The 20,099-nt window shown below is 47.8% G+C and carries 19 protein-coding genes; 9 read left to right on the forward strand and 10 right to left on the reverse strand.

Annotated features, from left to right (window positions below):
- Positions 1 to 192: 192 nt before the first annotated feature.
- Positions 193 to 381: a RidA family protein gene (locus P8O70_17990; protein MDG2198729.1), complete on the forward strand. Its 189-nt coding sequence runs from the start codon at positions 193 to 195 to the stop codon at positions 379 to 381.
- Between the two features lie 527 nt (positions 382 to 908).
- Here the strand turns inward: P8O70_17990 and P8O70_17995 are convergent.
- The 5 genes from P8O70_17995 to holB form a co-directional block, all read right to left on the reverse strand.
- A complete protein-coding gene (locus P8O70_17995; protein ID MDG2198730.1) occupies positions 909 to 1,667 on the reverse strand; it encodes a sulfite exporter TauE/SafE family protein in 759 nt (252 codons plus the stop codon).
- A 121-nt stretch (positions 1,668 to 1,788) separates the two neighbouring features.
- Positions 1,789 to 1,995 (reverse strand): DUF3955 domain-containing protein, encoded by a 207-nt coding sequence (locus tag P8O70_18000; GenBank protein ID MDG2198731.1) that lies wholly within the window; start codon positions 1,993 to 1,995, stop codon positions 1,789 to 1,791.
- Positions 1,996 to 2,097: 102 nt separating this feature from the next.
- Complete coding sequence (locus P8O70_18005) at positions 2,098 to 4,308, reverse strand: ATP-dependent RecD-like DNA helicase (GenBank protein MDG2198732.1); 2,211 nt, start codon at positions 4,306 to 4,308, stop codon at positions 2,098 to 2,100.
- 56 nt (positions 4,309 to 4,364) lie between these two features.
- Complete coding sequence (locus P8O70_18010; protein ID MDG2198733.1) at positions 4,365 to 4,820, reverse strand: hypothetical protein; 456 nt, start codon at positions 4,818 to 4,820, stop codon at positions 4,365 to 4,367.
- Entirely contained in the window at positions 4,817 to 5,809 is a 993-nt protein-coding gene (gene holB, locus P8O70_18015) for a DNA polymerase III subunit delta' (GenBank protein ID MDG2198734.1), read from the reverse strand. The genes P8O70_18010 and holB overlap by 4 nt, the downstream gene beginning before the upstream one ends.
- A gap of 275 nt (positions 5,810 to 6,084) precedes the next feature.
- On the opposite strand from holB, the gene P8O70_18020 reads away from it, so the two are divergent.
- The 6 genes from P8O70_18020 (at position 6,085) to P8O70_18045 (ending at position 14,881) form a co-directional block, all read left to right on the forward strand.
- Complete coding sequence (locus P8O70_18020; protein ID MDG2198735.1) at positions 6,085 to 6,936, forward strand: hypothetical protein; 852 nt, start codon at positions 6,085 to 6,087, stop codon at positions 6,934 to 6,936.
- Positions 6,937 to 7,175: 239 nt separating this feature from the next.
- Positions 7,176 to 8,519 (forward strand): efflux transporter outer membrane subunit, encoded by a 1,344-nt coding sequence (locus P8O70_18025; GenBank protein MDG2198736.1) that lies wholly within the window; start codon positions 7,176 to 7,178, stop codon positions 8,517 to 8,519.
- 2 nt (positions 8,520 to 8,521) lie between these two features.
- Entirely contained in the window at positions 8,522 to 9,838 is a 1,317-nt protein-coding gene (locus P8O70_18030; protein ID MDG2198737.1) for an efflux RND transporter periplasmic adaptor subunit, read from the forward strand.
- 34 nt (positions 9,839 to 9,872) lie between these two features.
- Positions 9,873 to 13,853, forward strand: a complete 3,981-nt coding sequence (locus P8O70_18035; protein ID MDG2198738.1) for an efflux RND transporter permease subunit — start codon at positions 9,873 to 9,875, stop codon at positions 13,851 to 13,853.
- A gap of 107 nt (positions 13,854 to 13,960) precedes the next feature.
- A complete protein-coding gene (locus P8O70_18040) occupies positions 13,961 to 14,317 on the forward strand; it encodes a hypothetical protein (GenBank protein MDG2198739.1) in 357 nt (118 codons plus the stop codon).
- Positions 14,318 to 14,332: 15 nt separating this feature from the next.
- Positions 14,333 to 14,881, forward strand: a complete 549-nt coding sequence (locus tag P8O70_18045; protein ID MDG2198740.1) for a M48 family metalloprotease — start codon at positions 14,333 to 14,335, stop codon at positions 14,879 to 14,881.
- A 14-nt stretch (positions 14,882 to 14,895) separates the two neighbouring features.
- On the opposite strand, the gene P8O70_18050 is transcribed toward P8O70_18045, so the two are convergent.
- From P8O70_18050 to dtd, 5 genes are all read right to left on the reverse strand, one after another.
- Positions 14,896 to 15,243: a DUF3817 domain-containing protein gene (locus P8O70_18050; GenBank protein MDG2198741.1), complete on the reverse strand. Its 348-nt coding sequence runs from the start codon at positions 15,241 to 15,243 to the stop codon at positions 14,896 to 14,898.
- Positions 15,244 to 15,289: 46 nt separating this feature from the next.
- Positions 15,290 to 15,694: a hypothetical protein gene (locus tag P8O70_18055; GenBank protein ID MDG2198742.1), complete on the reverse strand. Its 405-nt coding sequence runs from the start codon at positions 15,692 to 15,694 to the stop codon at positions 15,290 to 15,292.
- A gap of 107 nt (positions 15,695 to 15,801) precedes the next feature.
- A complete protein-coding gene (locus P8O70_18060; GenBank protein MDG2198743.1) occupies positions 15,802 to 16,905 on the reverse strand; it encodes a serine hydrolase in 1,104 nt (367 codons plus the stop codon).
- Positions 16,906 to 16,929: 24 nt separating this feature from the next.
- A complete protein-coding gene (locus tag P8O70_18065; GenBank protein MDG2198744.1) occupies positions 16,930 to 17,511 on the reverse strand; it encodes a metal-dependent hydrolase in 582 nt (193 codons plus the stop codon).
- A gap of 103 nt (positions 17,512 to 17,614) precedes the next feature.
- The gene (dtd, locus tag P8O70_18070; protein ID MDG2198745.1) at positions 17,615 to 18,070 is read right to left on the reverse strand and encodes a D-aminoacyl-tRNA deacylase; all 456 of its coding nucleotides are present in this window, start codon (positions 18,068 to 18,070) and stop codon (positions 17,615 to 17,617) included.
- A gap of 220 nt (positions 18,071 to 18,290) precedes the next feature.
- Here dtd and glpQ point away from each other — a divergent pair, with 220 nt between their 5' ends.
- Entirely contained in the window at positions 18,291 to 19,265 is a 975-nt protein-coding gene (gene glpQ / locus P8O70_18075) for a glycerophosphodiester phosphodiesterase (GenBank protein MDG2198746.1), read from the forward strand.
- Between the two features lie 15 nt (positions 19,266 to 19,280).
- Positions 19,281 to 20,099, forward strand: an 819-nt coding sequence (locus tag P8O70_18080) for a hypothetical protein (protein MDG2198747.1), incomplete at its 3' end; no start/stop codon positions are given.

Raw genomic sequence — 20,099 nt, forward strand, 5'->3', positions numbered from 1 at the left:
ACATGAAGAATTATCAGTTGTAAACTTATTTTGGAGTAAATTCTTTTCATAACGAATATCTGGATTTCTTTTTTGGGAAAATCAGGCTATTTCGACAAGTAATCGGGCAGTTCATTTTGATCAACCAAATTTTAAGACAGACACGCAAACAGTATTCTTGCAGAATCTACAGAAGATTCTCTAGTGATAACGATGGCTGATGTGATCAAGATCAATACATTCCTTACAGATATGTCCCAATACGGAGAATTCAGCAAAGCCCGCAACGAAGTTTTCCCAGGTGGAGTGCCGGCGAGTGCTTCCTACGCTACTCCCGCACTTGTGCTTCCCTCTTTGTTGGTTGAGATTGAAGCCATTGCGATTATCGGCAGTGGTAGTTGACGCTTGCTTACCCTACTAAAGCCTATCAGGGATCCCAATTACTAGGATCCCTCCTTCCAACCGAAGCACTAGCAGTGTTGCTCGACAGTGAAGATTTGGCTCTGGTCATCCAACTTTGCATCACACCACACTCCGAGATGTTGCCTCTTTAATGATGCGAATCCATCAGTGGTGTCTCGCAGGAATCAAATATTCTTACTCTGACTGCCCTTGCCAGTGATAATTACCAGTAAGGGCAGCAAAAAGGGCATCATCAACAATGCATCAGAACTGCTGATGGGCGGGGATCTGCCTATTGAGACCCTCAAATTCTATCAAGCAACCCGAAGTGTTAACTATTTTGCTAGCTAATCAGCTAATTTTTCAGATTTATCCCACACAAACGCTAAAGAAACTGGTACTTGTCTACTGCACTAGCCCCCCTACCTAATCCCATTGAGCAACATTAATAAAATCAATTCAAGATTCCCTGGACTGCGCAGTCCAATATCGCAATTGCAACCTTGACCCTCAGCAGTTCATTTTGGCTAGCCCAGCAATCCCGATGTGTGAAGCAGTGATGCCGTCGCCAAGCTTAACAACAACACTAGACAAAAGGTTTTGTAGTAACGCTGCATACTTGGTCGAAACATAAACTGGCCCAATAAAACACCAGCCGTGACGGGTATAGTCATAGCCAAGCCACGTTTGATAGCCAGCCAGTCCATCACTCCCAAAGTCAAAAGCCATATTAGGACAACAACCGAGGACAGCATTACATAAAAGATTAGCGTGGCCCGCATGACTGGTGCGGGTCGGTCTTGGCTTAGTACATAAAGCGCCACCACCATCCCACCCAGTGAGGCGATTCCTGTGGCAAATCCTGCCAATACACCAGAGCCCATCAATCCAGGCTTAGTGGCTAGGGCTTGGATACGGATTCGCACAAATTGCAAACTCGCAAGGATGATGATCATCAACAAGGCAATGAGGCGCGAGTCATTCGCAGGCAACCAACTCGTCACTGTCAGGCCGATCGGCATGCCAATCAGAACGCCAGCAATCAAACCCAGGGCCATACTCCGATCTGCTTCTTTCCAGCCACCACGTACCAACATCACAGAGGCAACGGTCTCCATTACCCAGCAAACGGGGAGTAGTGCAATGGGAGGTAGGAGTAGCACGGACAATGACATGAAAAGCGCTGAGAGCGCAAAGCCAGAAAATCCTCGCACTAGCCCGGCACAAAAGGCAACAGCTGCTAAGAAGCCAACTTCATTGATGGTTAAGGAAAGCGCATCAATCATTCTGTGATCTTTCTGGAATCAGTACGGTCCAAACTACTAGCTCCCTTTTTAGCCAGGCTAGCATTTCTCAGATTAATCCTTTGCAAATCAAAGAAATCGATTCCTAGCACACACCGCACAATCATGATTTTTTGCTGATCCAGAGATAAGCACCAACAGCCAAGAAACCCAGTAGTAGAAAGAACCAGCCCAGTGGGATCAGGGCAAATGGCTCAGTGAGCAACCCTCCTGTGTCTACCGATACTCCGATCAAGTGATATCTAAACAAACAACCACCACTCAAAACAAAAAATACCAACGACAGTCCAAGATATTTTTCCTTGCTCATGATAAGTGCCGCGCGACTTTGACCTTACCTTCCAGCCAAAAAATGGATTGTCGAACCAAATCTGGGTAGGTGACAGAGGAAAATCTCAAGCGAGAGAGCAGATTAGCGAGCCTTGTCAAGAATCCGTTTGACTTCGGCCAATTCGTAATTCAGTGCAGTGTAACGGGTAAGGGTGCCTACTGTTCGAACAGCTTGATCGATAGCTTCGGGGGTTCCAATCAGAACAAACAACTCTTTGCCCCTTGTCATTGCGGTGTAGAGCAGATTGCGCTGCAACATGAGGTAGTGGTGGTGGGTTAACGGAAGCAAGACTGCTGCGTATTCACTTCCTTGGGACTTGTGCACAGAGATCGCGTAAGCCAGTTGCAGTTGATCCAATTCACTAGCTGTGTAGGGAATGATCGCATGTTCAAATTCTACCCTGAGTTCTCGAGTCTCGGTGTTCACCTCTCGAATTTGGCCGGTATCTCCATTGAAGACTTCCTTATCATAGTTATTGACCTGCTGCATCACCTTGTCGCCCACTCGAAACTGCCACTGCTTAAATTCAATTCCTTCCCCACTTGGATTGAAAACCTCTTGCAGGCGTTGATTAAGATGAATGGATCCCGTTAGCCCACGATGCATGGGAGTGAGTACTTGAACCTGATTCAGGGGATCAAAACCAAAACGCTCGGGAATCCGCTCGGTGCAGACACGGAGTAGCTTATCAACAATCCGCTGCGGATCACCTTCCTGCATAAAGTAGAAATCTCTCAGTTCACTTGAACTCAGAGGACCATCCAAATCTGGAAGATCACCTTTGCGGACTCGGTGGGCGTTGAGAGTGATCAAGCTATCCTGAGCTTGCCGAAAGATGGTCTCCAAACGCACTACTGGTATCTGTTGTGAGGCAATCAGGTCCTGAAGAATCGCTCCTGCTCCAACGGATGGTAACTGATCCACATCACCAACTAGGATCAGCCGGGAAGGAGACGGAATCGCTTCCAACAATGCATCCATCAGCAAGGTATCAATCATTGATGTCTCATCAATGATCAACAGTTCATACTCCAGCGGATTGTCCTGATTGCGCTGGAATCCTTGATTGCCAGCTTCCAATAGACGGTGAATGGTTGAGGCAGAGTGTCCCGTGGCTTCTGAGAGCCGTTTGGCAGCCCTTCCTGTGGGAGCTGCAAGTGCTGTTTCTGGAATTTGTGGGAGCATCAACTGCAGGATGAAGCGGACAATCGTTGTCTTTCCAGTACCTGGACCCCCGGTGAGGATCAGTACCTTGTGTTGCAGGGCTGCCTGTATTGCCTGATGCTGGACTGAGTCCAGGCGCAAGTCGAGCTGTTCCTGGCATGCGTCAAGGAGTTCTGAAGAAGGACCAAAGTTGGTCAGCGCAGGACTCTCCAACAAGCGAAACAGGTTTTCTGCTATCCGCTGTTCTGCAAAATAAAAACGTGGTCTGGAGAGCAACGACTGGTTCCTGCCCGTCAGGTGAACACTGTCTCGGCCTTTGAGTTGTCGCTCTTGTAAGAGATGATCAATCGCCTGTCTGGTACATTCTTCGGGTAGGTGTAATTCTGTGCAGACTTTCTCCGACAACAACGCCTGAGGCAGGCAGGTATGGCCCTGTTGCGCTTGCTGCTCAATTACATAAACCGTTCCGGCAACGACTCTTTCCAATGAATCAGCAGCAAAACCAAGTTTACGAGCGATCGCATCTGCAGTCAGGAATCCAATCCCTGGCAACTCTGTCAATTGGTAAGGGTTTTCCCTCAAGACTTGAATACTGTTCAGACCATAGCGCTGAAAAATTCGTTGGGCCTGAGCGTTTGAAACTCCAGCTCCATGCAGGTAGGTCATCACCTCTCGTAGTCCTCGCTGTTCTTCACGAGCCTCATGCAAAACTTCCAATTGTTTGCGAGTAAATCGTGGAACCTCCTTCAGCAGGCGCTCTGGCTCTTCGTCAATCACCCGAAAAGTGTCTTCTCCAAAAGCAGCAACAATTCGCTCAGCGGTCTTCTCACCAATACCGGAGTAGATCCCACTGGCGAGATAGCGCTGAATTCCATCCAACGAAGAGGGCAACACTGGCATTGCCTCATCTACCAGAAACTGGCTGCCGTAGAGGGCATGCTGTTGCCAGCGCCCTTTGAGTTGTAGGGTCTCATCTTCATTGAAGCCACCAAGGGTGCCCTTGATAGTGATGGGCTCATTCTGGCCCTCAACCTGAAAGCTAGCGATCACAAAACCACTTTCAGCTTTGTGGTAGATGATACGTTGCAGCAGACCCGTCAATGTCGATGCAGTTTCAGCGGTCAGCATGTTTGGCGAGAAAATGAGCTGGGCTGTTTGTCCAGGCAAATGTGCGGTGGAAGTGTTTATTCACTCGGGGTGTAGTAGGGCGTGCGGATCATCTGAAGTAGGTCCAGATGCCAGCCTTCTCCCTCTTGAATCAGCAAGAAAGACTGACGTTTGCCGTACTGGAGTTCGGGGAAGCTCTTGTGTCGGAATTCAAGGACTGTTGTCACGTAGACCATCGTTCGAAAACGAAAATCGACCTGCAGCGGTTCCTGATCAACATTGACAGGCACCCAGTCGAGTTCAACCATCCTTGTAGCGAATTCTTCAACGCTGAGTTGTTGCTTGGATTGCCTGATCCCGAATTCATACATTTCGAAATAGCGCTCTTCCTGCCAGAGTTGCAAAAAGTTGGTGAACTGTGCGCGTGCCTGAGTGAGGATGGTTTCCAGTTCAATAGGCGTCAGGGTTCTAGCTTGTGCTGGGAGACTGAGAATCAGCCAGCACCCCAACAGTAAGGGCAACCATTTTTTCATGCTTCCTGTAAATTCTTCAGCCTCAGCCAGAGCCCTTCCAATTGCAGGGTCTTGTTGGCATTTCGGGCAATGTTGTAACGGACTTCCAAAACCGCCTCGTAGAGGGCAAGTACACTCTCAGAACTGTAGTGTTGTAGACACTTGCGCAGAGCAGGTAATTGGTCTTGATTCAGTAGTTCAGTTTCAGGCAACTCATGCAACAACCACGCAAGGTCTCGAAGCCAAGTCTCGAGCCAATCCAGCAGTCGTTCCCACGTTAGATCTTTGGCTGAGCTCCATTCTTGACAACGTGGGAGAATCTCAATCATTTCGGAAGACCCAATCCCTTGTAGCCAGAGCCCCCATTGCGAGTGCAACTCCCGTAAGCCTTGAACATCCTTGACCAGATCCAGCCGGACACTCCCCATTCCTTGCTTCATCAGCCAGTTCCGCTCTTCGTTCGCCAGTTCCGTTTTCTCTGCCAACAAATCTGTCAATATTTCTGGGGAGAGTAGTTGGAAGCGTACTTGCTGGCACCGTGAGAGAATAGTCTCCAGCAAAAGCATCGGAGAAGTGGTCAGCAAAATAATCGTCGTCTGGGGTGGGGGTTCTTCAAGAGTTTTCAGAAACGCATTGGCTGATTCCCGATTCATCCGGTCGGCTTCATCCAATATCAATACTCGGTAATGACCCCGTTCTAGTCGATACTGCATCCAACGCAAAACCTCCTGAATTTGCTCCATGCGTATATTCTGACCAGAAGGCTCAATCAATTTGACATCTGCAAAGTTACCAGCCTCAATTTGCCGACAAGGATCACATTGGCCACAGGCGTCAAGGCCCTGATATATCTTACAGTTCAGCGCCTGGGCAATCAACAGGGCAGTTAGACGCTTACCCACGCTCGGAGGACCACTGAATAACCATGCAGATGGCATCCGATTCGACTGTAAGGTCCTTGAAATCAAGTCTATGGAAGCCTCTTGACCACGAATCTGGGCTAGTGGCATTGTTTGTCTAGGAAGCCATGGTGTGAAGATTCGGAAAGAGCGTAATGAATTTTGCTCATTTTGAATCGTTGGAAAATTTAATACTTAAGATCTTAACTACTAGGGGCAAATCTCAAGTTTGAAGAAGTCAACAATCTTATTGAGAATGTTGAACGATTGTAGCATCATGCAGACAAAATAAGACTGTTTAAGAATCAGGATCCTCTTATTTTTGAATACGATAGAAAATCGCAAGAGTTAATCATCCCATTTTCAGTAACTATCCGAGTCAAAGCATGGAGAATCAGGTTAGACTGAGCAAGCTACGGAATACTTTTCAGACTGAAATCTGCCAATTGCTGGAAATGGGTGGTGAACTGATGATGGGATTGTTGCCTAATGCAATCGACAAATTGAGCTTGAATGTCCCTGTGGAGCAATTGCAGCAGGAGCTGAAAAAAGCTCTTGTTGAGCAAAGCCAATGGGTCGAGACGATCTTTGAACAAGCCGTCCTGGTCGCGTCGACGGATCACTATGAGGAAGGAGAAATTAAAGTTCATCCATTGGCTGGTCCGGTAAGTCTTCAGCTACTGGAGAAATTGCTTCACATCCTCTCTGTCGATCAGCCCTTGTCCCAAGATAAGCTTGATTTCATCAATGATGTGCGCTTGGCCCTGAGTGTTTCAGGGAAAGACGTAGATAAGTTGATTGAACAAGGTGATTATCTACGGCGTCGTAATTTCACAACCAATCTGCTGGAGTTGTTGGAGGAAGAGCAACGCTATTGGGTAGCTCAGATGATCTGGCGTGCAATTCATGCAGATCACCGAGTCGATCAAAGAGAGTACAAATATGTTGAAACCATCCTGCAATTGATTGAGCATGATCCCCTTCGGTTCCAACAGTTGTGTCAATTAGATTCTCAAGTTACCTTCCCTTCGATCATTGGATTGGATCAAAATTTACGCAAGGAGATCTACCGCTATATCGTTGAAATCATGATGATTGACGATGAATATACTGAAGAGGAGGCTAATTTTGTCCGAGATGTTGGAGAACAGTTGGGCTACGACGCCCATGAACGTGACAAGATTATTCAGCCCGTGGCTTCTGCCCAGATGATTCGAAAAATTCATTTCCAGGACTAACCCTACTCCATAACACCCTCCTACCACTTCCACTCCAAAGTTTTTCTCTCCTGAAATAACTACGTATTCGCACTGATTTTGCAATCGACATTCTTATAAATTCCTGTCGGGGTGATTTGATTTCACAGAAAAATCCGATCTTCATGAACCTAAGCTTTCCAGAGTTTTGAGTGTTTATCTGTTCACCTAAAGTGAGATGGTTGATCTTGGCTTGCTGTTTGGGGATTGGGTGCACGAGCTTGCCTGAACCTACACCATCCAAGCTAGACCCCACTGTCCCACAAAATTGGAGTGATCCTTCTGCTTCCTATGCAGAGGTACGACCATGGCTGGCAGATTTCAGGGATGTGCAACTTCAGGCCTTGATTAGGGAAGCTCAAGAGAAAAGTCCTGGATTGCAGGCTGCTATGCTACGAATTGAACTGGCTCAAAGCAGGCTGAAAGTCTTGGGAGTAAGTAATCGCCCTGATTTCAACACGAGTGTTGGTACCAGTGTCAATCATAGTTACAGCCGTCTCACACCTGACTTGGGAGACTATACCCAGAACTTTAATCTCAACTTTCAGATTTCGTGGGAAGCCGATCTTTGGAATCGCCTCAGCAATCAGGAACGCTCTGCTGCTCTCTCGATTGAAGCGCAGATCGGGGATCAACAAGCAGCCCGACTAGCTCTTGCGGCGAATGTTGCCAAGGCCTGGTTCGATGCAATTGAAACGGAGGCACAATTACAACTACTTCAGCAACGTAAGGCAAATTTGCTGGATCGCCTGCAGGTCGTGGAGGAGAGCTTCCGACTCAACTTGAATAGCGCTCTGGATGTGCATTTGGCGCGGTCCGATGTTGCCTCACAAGACAACCGAATTATTGGGTTACGCCTGCAGCGCACCAAGGTCATTCAATCCCTGGAAACCTTACTCGGGCGAACTCCTTCAGGTCAACTGAGCCTCCCAGAAGAATTACCTGATTTACCAGCGATGCCAGGAACTGGTCTTCCTTCAGAACTACTCCAGCGACGACCAGACTTGTTGGCTGTGGAACGGCGTCTTAAGGCAGCTGATCAAGACGCAATGGTGGCCTACAAGGCTCGCTTTCCAAGATTCAGCCTTAACTCTTCCGTAGGAACTCGAAGCGAAGATGTAGACAAATTACTGGACCTTGAATCAATGATCTGGTCCTTGGGTGTCAACTTGACCCAGCCTCTTTGGAACGGTACGGAACTCGAAGCAAATTTGGAACAGGCTAACATCCAAACACGCCTTGTAGCCTTGGACTACAATCGAATTCTTCTAAACGCCCTACAAGAAGTGGAGGCGGCCTTGTCAGCAGAAACTTTGCTGGCTGAGCAGGAAGCTGCTATTCGTCGTTCTGCAACCGAAGCTCGAAATGCAGAAGATCTAGCGGAGGAACAATATGTCTCAGGTCTTGTTTCCTTCGTGACCGTGCTGGAAGCTCAACGACGTGCCTTTGATGCCCGTAGCGCCCTGATCCAGGTGCGCAGCGACCGCCTGCAGAATCGCATTCAACTCCACCTGGCACTTGGTGGTGATTTTGCGCTGCCGGCTCAACCTCCTGCTTCAGGATGACTATGCGCTGGTTTCGACTGATTCTTCGCATCGTACTGTTTGTGGTGGTCATTGGTGGTGGCGTTTGGGGTACGCGCACCATCTTAGATCAGAAAACCGAAGCCCAAAGAAGGCCTCCACCCCCTGCGACCCGTCTGACCGTTGAGGCAATTCAGGTGAAACCCACTGATTATCAAATCAACGTCAACACCTTCGGCACCATCCAGCCCCGTACCCAAAGCACGCTAGTTTCGCAGGTATCAGGAAATATTTTGCGGATTGCACCAAGCTTCCGGGATGGCGGCTTTTTTGAAAAAGGGGCACTGCTCCTAGAAATTGATCCTACCGAATACGAAGCCGAGGTTCGCTTGACAGAGATGGCCTTGACGCAATCCTATCTGACACTGAAAGAAGAACAGGCACGTAGTCAGCAGGCTATTCGCAACTGGCAACGCCTTGGCCAACAAGGATTTCCCAGTGATCTGGCAATGCGCAGACCCCAGTTGGAGGTTGCCAAATCAGCGATCGAAGCGGGACGTATTCGCTTAGCAAAAGCAAAACGAAATCTGGAGCGCACACGAATAGTTGCCCCGTATGCCGGACGTATCATGGATCAAATAGTAGACATTGGCCAGTATGTCGGGACCGGAACACAGCTCGCTAAAATCTATTCGATTGATTACGTTGAGGTTCGATTACCTCTGCATAGTGCACAGCTGGAATACGTAAATCTTCCAGAAGAATATCGCCCAAGTCGCACACAACAACAAAATGGCCCCATTGTTCAGTTTGAAGCACGCACCGGTCAGCAGTCGTTTCCATGGGAAGGTCGTATCACTCGTACAGAAGGAGTCTTTGATGCCGATAGTCGACAACTGCATGTTGTGGCGCAGATTCGCAATCCTTATGAGCCACAGAAAGACGGGAAGCCTCCTCTGAAGATCGGACAATTTGTAGCAGCTGAAATTGAAGGTCGATTGATTAAGGACGCCTTGGTGATTCCACGTCAGGCCATCTATCAGGGTAACGAAGTTGTCTTAGTTCGCGACAATAAGCTCCATCGTCAACCAGTCGACATTCTCTGGAGCAATGCAGAAGAAGCTGTGATCAGTAATGGATTGACCGCAGGTGATTTGCTGACAATGACTCCCGTAGGTTCGCTACCCAGTGGAACTGAAGTGAACGCTCTGCTCGAAGGGCGATCCATCCAAGAAGGAGTTCCTGACCAGAATCGAAGGCGAGAGCGTCCGGGTAAGCCGGAAGCCGCCGACGCTGCCAACAACGATTCTCGTGGATCAGCATCTCGACAAAACGTAGAAAAAGTTGCTGCTTCCCGTTGAGCTATCTCCCAACTCTTAGGTTGTACAAGGTTTCATGAACGGCTCCATACGCTGGTTTGCCCGAAATACCGTGGCAGCCAACCTCTTGATGGTCTGTATCCTGATCGCTGGGGCGTATTCGCTCTTCACCAGGGTTCCTCTCGAAGTTTTCCCTTCCATTGAATTGGAACGCGTCAACATCCGCACTTCTTTTCCGGGTGCGCCTCCTTCAGAAGTAGAGGAAGGAGTAACAGTACGTATTGAGGAAGCGATTCAGGATATTGAAGGCATTGAGAAGATGATCTCGACCTCCTCAGAAGGTTCTTCCAATATCCAGATTGAGTTAGAAAATGGCTACGATCCCCAACTTCTCAAAGATGAAATCACGACTCGTGTTGAAGGTCTGAACACTCTTCCAGATGAGGTGGAACGCCCCGTGATCAGTATTCCTGCATGGCAAAGAGAAGTGATCAGCGTGGCCTTGGCAGGACCTCTTGGTGAGCGTGAATTGCGAGATATGGCGTTGCAGATTGAGGAGGATATTCGTGCTCTTCCTGAAGTCACCCAAGCCCAAGTGGAAGGCATTCGACCTTACGAGCTAGCCATTGAAATTCCAGAACGAACGTTGCGAGAATTTGGACTGACCCTCAGTGAAATTTCCAACATCATCCGCCGACAGTCTCTGGATCTTTCTGCAGGCAGCATTAAGACCAATGGCGGAGAAGTGCTAATCCGCACCAAAGGTCAGGCCTATGTCAAGGAAGATTATGCAGATCTTGTGATCCTTTCCAGGCCAGATGGGACTCGGTTGCGACTGGGAGATGTCACCACAATCAAGGATGACTTCGATGAAACCCCAATCATTACCAAGTTCAATGGGCAACCGGCACTGACGGTTGAGGTTTACAGAATTGGTGACCAGAACGCAATCACTGTAGCGGCAGCTGTTCGGAAATATATTGCTGAGAAAAGTGTTTTGCTTCCCGAAGGAATCACACTGGAAACCTGGCGGGATCGTTCCAAGACGGTTTCGGCACGTCTACAGACACTTACCGATAGTGCCCTTCAAGGGGGAATTCTTGTTTTGCTCTTACTGGGATTGTTCCTTCACCCCTCTGTTGCATTTTGGGTATGTATTGGTATTCCAGTGAGTTTTATGGGGAGCGCGTTGTTGATGCCAGAACTTGGAGTCACTCTGAACACCATCAGCTTGTTTGCCTACATCCTGGTGTTGGGAATTGTTGTGGATGATGCGATTGTCACTGGAGAGAACGTCTATAGCCATCTACGCCGTGGAACCTCGCCTCAAGCAGCAGCAGAGAAAGGGACCGTGGAAGTAGCTGTTCCGGTAACCTTCGGAGTACTGACAACTATGGTGGCTTTCGTACCATTACTGATGGTGGAGGGAGTACGCGGAGCAATTTTCTCACAAATCCCGATGATTGTGATTCCTGTGTTGCTCTTCTCGCTAATTGAATCTAAATGGATTCTACCGGCACATCTTTCTGGTATACGCCTGGATCACGAAGGGACAATCCTTCGCCACATTTCAAGAGTACAACGCTGGTTTGCAGATGGTCTAGAGACTTTCATCTTCCGCATTTATCGCCCAGTCCTCAATCTTTCTTTATCAGAACGCTATTTGACGGTAGCCATCTTTTTCGTGGGTGGTGCACTATTGACAGCACTGATCATGAGTGGTTGGATGCGCTGGATTTTTTTTCCACGCATTCAAAGTGAGGTCGCACGTGCAACGCTGGTGATGCCAGCTGGGACTCCTTTTGTGACAACCTCAGCTTACATTGATCGAATGACCGATGCTGCACTGCAGCTTCAGGATAAATATCGGGATTCGGAAACTGGGCAAAGTGTGGTGATCAACATTCTCTCTAACAGTGGTACTACCGGAGGGAGTTCGTCAGGTCAAAGTAATCGTGGTCGAGTCTTTTTTGAGATTGAGGCGCCCGAAAAACGTAAAATTGACGTAACTACGAACGATCTGGTTCGTGAATGGCGAAAAATGATCGGTCCTTTGCCGGGTGCAGAAAGCCTGAATTTCCGAGCAGAATTTGGAAGAACTTCCAGTCCGATTGACATTCAACTCTCAGGCAGTAATTTTGAGGAATTACAGGCTGTTGCTGATCAATTGAAGACCAAACTCGGTACCTATCCAAACGTCTTCGATATCGAAGACAGCATGTCTGACGGTAAGGAAGAATTACAGTTGCGCCTAATGCCAGCCGCCGAAACTCTTGGAGTCCGGTTGGATGACTTGGCGCGTCAGGTGCGAGAAGGCTTTTTTGGAATTACCGTTCAACGCATTCAGCGTGGTCGTGATGAAGTGAATGTCATCCTACGCTATCCCGAGCAGGAACGAGCGACCCTTGCTTCCCTTCAAAATATGACGATCCGGACTCCAGGAGGAGTGGCTGTTCCTTTTGCCGAAGTTGCGAGCTTGGAACCCGGCAGAACCCCGGCAGCGATCACACGCATTGATCGGAACAGAACTATGAACGTTACGGCAGATGCTAATAAGCAACAGGCCAACCTGGAGGCCATCAAGAGTGACTTGGAGAATTTCCTCCAGGAAACGACCCGCTTCTATCCTGCCGTCAAGTATTCTCTGGAAGGAGAAGCACGAGAACAAAGAGACTCCTTCAATACCCTGATTTTTGGGTTAGCTGGTGTCTTGTTTGCGATTTATGCCTTACTGGCCATCCCTTTCCGCTCCTATCTACAACCACTAATTGTGATGACGGCGATTCCCTTTGGAGCGATTGGGGCCGTGATTGGACACTGGATAATGGATCTCGATTTAACAATCATGAGTTTGATGGGGATGTTGGCTTTAACAGGGGTCGTAGTTAACAGCAGCCTGGTCCTGGTGGACTACATTAATCGTCAACAAAGTGAAGAAGGCTTGAGTGTACAAGAAGCAATAAAGGTGGCTGGAGTGGCTCGCTTCCGCCCTGTTTTGCTTACGTCTCTCACTACCTTTGCGGGCTTGACACCAATTATTTTTGACAAGAGCACTCAAGCCCAATTCCTGATTCCTATGGCTGTTTCCCTAGGATACGGTGTCTTATTCGCCACGTTTACAACGCTAATAATTATCCCAGTTAACTATCTAATTCTCCATGACTTCTCAAGAGGCTGGAGCTGGTTGTTTCATGGAACCGAATCTCCCTCTCCAAAGGCTACGGCATCGACTGAACCTTCAGAAGCTATCTTTGGTGATGTTTCGACAGGAGACTCTGACTCACCTTTGGCAGGGAATCAGAAAAATCTCCGTGAAGAAGAGGATTTGGAAATGTCGCCTCTGTCACGCTCTCCTATGAGTCAGGCTGGAACAAACATTTCACCCGATGACAATGAGCCATCAAATCCGTTAAATACGCCCAAAACTGGCAAAAAATCATCAGTAGTGAATCCAGAGCCTCTGGCAACGATCTCCACAGTGTCCCCCTTAGGAATTGTTGGAGGGGATGCAAATGGCAATGAAGAGTTGTTGTCTCCGTTGTCACAGCCTTCCATCAACCAATCTTCTATGTTCGTAGATCTAGATGCGGAACCCGATGAATCTGACTATGAGGATACTGACAAGATCGTTTCCGTTATAGAAGAGACAGAGCCAACAAATGAGGAAGAACTCTCCCCACTGTCTCAAGCAACCATAAGTCAGTCCACAATGTTCGTAGATCTAGATGCGGAACCTGATGAAATTGACTACGAGGATACGGGTAAGATCGTTTCTGTTACAGAAGAGATCGAGCCAGCAAATGAGGAGGAGTTGTCTCCACTGTCTCAGTCAAGCATGAACCAATCTTATATGTTTGTGGATCTGGATGCAGAGCCTGATGATGAAGATTATGAAGCTCCCCAAAACATTCTCTCAACGGAAGAAGAAACTGTGGATAACGAAGAAGAACTCTCCCCACTGTCTCGTTCTCCAATGAGTCAATCTGTTTACTTTGTTGACCTCGACGATGAAGAGGACGATCCCAAAGCAAAAAATAAGGAGACGGTGGAAGCCTGATTTTTGGATAGGGTGAGATAATCACTCACCCTAATTTCTCTTTGCTTTGCGGATTATATTTGCTAGATTATTAGCACTCAATAAATAAGAGTGCTAATAATTAAGACATGAAAACAATCTTACGTAAAAAAGCAGTACAGAGCCATCAATGGTGGAATACTGCACAATCAATACTACAACTAGGAACCTTAACTGGCCTACTCAGCCTGATGTGCTGGCTTTTAGCAGGAACACTTGGGATTGCTTTTACCACTGGCACTGTTCTGCTAACCCTATGGTTCCTACCTCGGTCTCCAGCTATTTTAATGCGTTGGCATCAAGGGCGTTTGTTAAGAACAGAGGAAATGCCTTGGCTACATCAAATACAAAAGGACTTGGTCAAACGAGCTGGTTTCGTTCGGTCCCCAGTGCTCTATTACGTTCCAAGTTCTGCGCTCAATGCTTTTGCGGTTGGAAATCGTTAGGAGGGTGGCATAGCAGTGACTGACGGATTGTTACGAACTCTGAGTTATCGAGAGATTCGGGCTGTCTTGGCTCACGAAATGATACATCTTCAGCATAATGACGTTTCTGTCATGCTGCTATCAAGTATTGTTGGAAGGCTAGTTCACTGGTTGGCTTGGTTTGGGATTGCTTTGATTTTATTCAGTTTGCCTCTGTCCTGGTTGTATGGACAGACAGTTCCGTGGTTCTGGTTGTTGATGCTGATGGCGGCTCCATGGCTAAGTTTACTGCTCCAAGCAGGGCTTTCACGAACTAGGGAGTTCCAAGCAGATTTGGGAGCAGCTCGCTTGACAGATGACCCTCAAGCTCTGATACAGGCCTTGACTAAAATAAATCCAGGTAGTTCTGCACCAGTTCATTCAGCAGATTTCACTCTGCTCCGAAGTCATCCAGCTACCTCGGAGCGTATTGCTCGCTTAGCGTCCATCAGTCAAGCTGTTTGGGAACCGAGAGATTTTCTGTGGTGGGATTTCAACAGGCCAAGCTATTTGTCTTGGACAAAGAGGCGATATGGATGGCAGTAAGGTCGATTTTGGATCTAAGCCTCGGAGGTCGCAGGATTTGCTGCTGACGAGGTTGGATTACCGAATAACTCAGATTCCTCTTCTTTGAGGCGGCGATCCGCCCAAATAGTACCAAAGGGGACTAGTGAAGCGACGAAGAGAACTATCATTCTTGGAAACCTCCATGGAACCACATTGCGTGTGATCAAAAGAGCCAAGCAGTATGCGATGAACAAGACGCCATGAGCCATGCCAAGATATCGAACAGCCAAATCCCAGCTGATTCCATATTTCAAGGGCATTGCAATGAAAACAAGCAAGATGTAGGAAGCACCCTCGACCTGGGCAACCAGGCGAAAGCGTCCCAGCGGATTTCGCAACATGCTTTTCAAAATTTGAAAGGGGAGGTTTGGTGGATGGTGAGCGAATTCAACTTAGTGGGATTTGCAGAAGCTCAATGTACTGCTCCTCGTCAATGCGAAAGACCCCGTCAATGTCGTCATTGATAGCAACCTGAACATTTTCTGGATCCAGGCCTAGTACGATGTGGGCCTGGTTCCGCACCTTCAGAAAGTAGAAAAGTGTTAGACTCTCCTGCATCTCTTCGTAGTAAAAGCCCACTTTGAGCCCGCCGTTGGTGATCATTTCTGTAAGGGTCTCGCGGAAGTCTGCGTTTTCTAGTCCAGGGAAGTAGTCGAAGGAGTCAGCGAAGGGAAAGGTGTTGATGGCATATTCGAGGATCGCACCCTCAAGATTTGCTTCCAGTGATTGAGAGTTAGGAACCTGTTCCGCTAGTTTACTACTGGTCAGCGAGGGCCAATCTGCTTTATGCATAAGCTTTCCTGCGAGGATTCAGCAAGACGATATTCAGCAAACAGACTAGCAGATTAAGGTTGCAGGAAGCAAAGATATTTTTATGTTTTTTTTCTCACGTTTTTTGCTCAAACCATTGAGAGCAACAAATTATGCAGTCGTGGACGGAACTGATGCATTGCTGCGAGATTTCCATCTCGTGAGAGATGAACCCGGTTCGTCAGTACAATCGCAATCCATTGATTAAGGGGATCAAACCAGATAGAGGTTCCTGTAAAACCAGTGTGCCCTACCGCTCCAGGAGGAAACAGAAAACCACAACTCCAATATCCTGGATCTATATCCTTGAAATCCCAACCCAATCCACGGGAGCTCAGTGGCGGTTGGTTTTGGTTGCTGACCATCTGCTGCACAGAAGATGGAGAGAGAATCGTGATTCCATCCAGACTACCCTCATTCAAAAGCGTGCAGCAGAAGCGATGAAGATCCAAAGCTGTTGAGAACAAACCCGCATTGCCTGCTTCTTCACCAAAAAAATAACAATTTTCATCATGGACAACACCACGCAATAGACGCTTGCGCCAAGGGCAATATTGAGTAGGCGCAATCCCACTCAGGTCTTTCCAATGCTTGGCAGGAGAAAAGAGCGTATTTTCCAGTGATAGTGGTTCGCTAATGCTATGTTGGAAAAAATGACTGAGACTACCGTTCGTCACCTCCGTAATGATCTGTCCCAGCAACAGAAAATTTAGACAACTATAGATTACTCTTTGATCATGCGGGGCCTCTTGGTTGATATCCATCAATCTTTGACGAGCGACGTCAAACGAATCAGATTCCTCATAAAGATTTGCCCAGGCTGGTAGTCCGGATGTGTGAGTGAGCAAATGGCGCAGAGTGATTTTGGATTTTGCCCCATTACCAAATTTAGGCAGGAATGTGGCCACTGGCTCTTCCAGGTCAAGCATTCCTTGTTCCTGCAAGAGCATGATCAGGCTGGTTGTAGCGACTGGTTTTGTTAAGGAAGCGATATCAAAGACTGTGTTCAACCCCATTGACTTATCACTGCCCGCTTCCTGTCGACCCCAGGTCTTATGGAGCAGAATTTCAGGGCCTTGAGCAAAGAGGATCTCAATGCCTGGAAAAGTCTCTTCCTTGATGTGGCGTTCAATCAATTGATCCAGCGACTGAGACCAACGCCCCGAAAAATCAACCTTGATGATGTTGCCCATAGAGGCCTTGCAAGAGATGGCAGGCTAGTGGTGCTGAGGTTTATTTCGAATGAATGGCAATAACCGAATCCGCCGTGAGTCTAGTAACAAGTGGGTATAGTGTCCGAGCACACAGGCAAACACGAAGGCCCAACTGCTATGCAATGCAACCCAAACGTTCTCCCAGGAGAAGCGATCCTGCCAAGTGTCCTGTACTCGGAAATATTCCCAAATAATTGCTAAAAACAGGGCAACTAACCATGGAGTCACTTTCCAGTGGGTCCAGCCCCGATGCTTGTGCATCACTGGTAACAGTGTAACAAAGGCAAGCAGACAGAAGACCTCGAGCTCCTTCTGGAAATAGAGAATCGCCAACATTACAAACATAGCTCGAAAAAACCAACGTTGCGGAACTGAAGTTGTGTCCAGATCGGGAAACAGAGCCATAAAGACTGCTGTAACGAACAAGCTCAACAATAGCGAAATTGGTTGCCCAAAATCGAGTGGTTGATCCAAAAATCGCTGCAAGGCATCACTTTGCAATTCCGCATAGCCAGTTCCCAAGGCCACTCCAACGGCAATACTACCCGCAGCCAAACCTCCTTGCAGGTGTGCTTGAAAATTCATAAAAACACCTCAACATTCTGATTTTCTGTAGAATTATAACTTTAAAAGCCTAAACATATCTACTTGCAGCAAGCAACATGCCCCCTCTTTGGTAGCAGCTGAATCAGAAATTCTTCTGCTTGGAATCCAACAGCAAGGTGACGGGTCCGTCGTTGATCAGTTCAACTTGCATATCTGCAGCAAAACGCCCTGCGGCTACAGAACCACTATAATTCTGGCGAAGTTTCTCAAGAAAATCGTTGTATGCCGATTCAGCAAATTCAGGTGGAGCCGAGCGAATAAACGAAGGACGATTTCCTTGGCTTGCATCAGCAAAGAGGGTGAACTGTGAAATCACCAACAATCCTCCCTGAATATCTGTTACTGAACGATTCATCCGACCTTCCTCATCAGCAAAGATGCGCAGATTCAGGATCTTGCGCAGCAACCAATCTCTGTCTGCCATCTGATCATCTGGTGCCACTCCAAGCAAAACAAGCAATCCCTGTTCGATCTGACCGATAGTCACACCATCAACTCGAACTTGGCTCATCGAAACACGCTGTATCAAAGCACGCATGTCTATCCTCAGTGAGAGCTTACAAAAAACGAAATCAGCAAATCTCCGAAACCGTTGACCAAGAAGCACTATAGATTGACTTGGCAAAAACGGCAGCCCCCATATTCATGTTCATTAGGTTCCACAAGACCTCACTTGCTCTTATGATCCGAGAGTGTTGCAATCAATTTTTTTGGCAACTCTTTTTCAGCAAAACCCTTATTTCTTGGAGTAAACCAAGATGGCCATAGGTCAGCAGAAGTGGGTCATTGCCCACCGCGGTGCGTCTGGATACCTACCTGAAAACACACTACCAGCTTTTGCGATGGCGCATGGGCTGGGTTGCGATTGGCTAGAGCTTGATGTGATTCTTTCCCAAGACGATCAACCGATTGTTTTGCACGATCCCTATCTGGATCGCTTGACGGACGTGAATCAACGTTTCCCTGGAAGGCAGCGACAAGACAACCTCAGCTATGCGCTGGATTTTTCCTTGGAAGAGCTACAGCAACTTCGGGTTTCTGAACGACGTAATCAGCAGGGAAATCCAGCTTTCCCTAGCCGCTTTCCTCAAGGCCATTCCCGCTTTGAAATTCCTACACTAGCAGAGGTAGTGCAGCTAATTCAGGGACTCAACCACTCAACTGGTAAGAAAGTAGGGCTACTGATCGAAATCAAGAGTCCTGGCTGGCATCATCAGCAAGGGCGGGATCTTAGCCAAAAAGTTCTGGAGGTTCTTGAAAATCTCGCTGTCAACGACAACAACTGCCCGATCATTCTCGAAAGCTTTGGTGCACCTGAGGTCAAACGATTACGCAATGAACTGAAGACCGAATTTCCGCTCTTGCAATTGCTCGAGAAGAATTCCTGGCAAGAAAGTACTGAAACTGACTATGAGTTTCTGCTCACCAAAGAAGGGTTACAGACTCTGACTGAACACGTGCAGGGGATTGCAGTCTGGACAGGTCATGTGCTAGAGGGAAGGTACTTGTCCGGAATGCCACAACTGAGTTCACTGGTCAAAGACGCCCATGAACTTGGCCTGAAAGTCTACACCTATACATTGCGGGCAGATGCAATGCCTAGCTATATACAGTCCTTCGAAGAGATGCTGCACGTTTTCTACTACGAAGCAGACGTTGATGGCATCTTCACCGATTTTCCTGATCGTGCCAACACATATCTGCGAACTTTGGAATATCGTCAGCTGCCCTAAAACAGGTTGAATGGAATGAGTTCTTTTTTGCGATTGAGCGGTTTTATAGTGAGCCTACTGTTGCTGTTCAGTTGCAGTCCTCCAGGAGGAGGCTCGACCACTACTACTTATGAGAATGGAACCAACGATGATCCAACTTCAGGTACTCCATCACTAAGTTCCCAAGGTAGTCAAACAACAGTTCGCACTCTCAGTGGTTTGAGTAGCAGCAGTTTTCAATTATCAGACAACACCACCTCTTTCCTGCTTTCTGCCTTCTCCAATGGGACAGCGCGGATTGTCAGCCTGACGAGTCCCAGCGGACGTGATGAATTAGCTTATCTAGAATCCACTGCCAGTGGGCTCACTAGCTTTGGCGATGGCCGATACGACAATTACCTTGTACCAATGCGGCCCGATATTGACGCTGAAGCCGGGACCTGGACTTATCAGATTAGTGGGGCCAATGAACTGAAGCTGACCGTCCGCGAAGATGAACCCTCCACCAGTGGCGAATCCAACCTGCTGCTTCAACCCTATCTGGTCAGTGGTGGTAGCTACAATCTAGACACTGTTTGGCAGCTAGTGAGGGGCCTCTACACCAACAACAATCTCAACATTACAATTGCTCCAACGATCATTGTTAGCGAAGAACAGTACCGAACAGTCTCTGATAGTTTCTTCAATTCAGAGACCCAAGCGCTGGTCACTCAAGGTAGAGCCGATGCTGTCAATATTTTTCTGGTTGATGAAGTGGAAGGAGGTGGGGTCCTTGGGGTCGCTGCCGGCATTCCCGGGTCTCTAGGTATCCAGGGACCACACAATGGGGTGCTGGTCAGCTTGGGTTCTCACTTG

The organism is SAR324 cluster bacterium, assembly GCA_029245725.1.
Taxonomy (GTDB): Bacteria; SAR324; SAR324; order SAR324; family NAC60-12; genus JCVI-SCAAA005.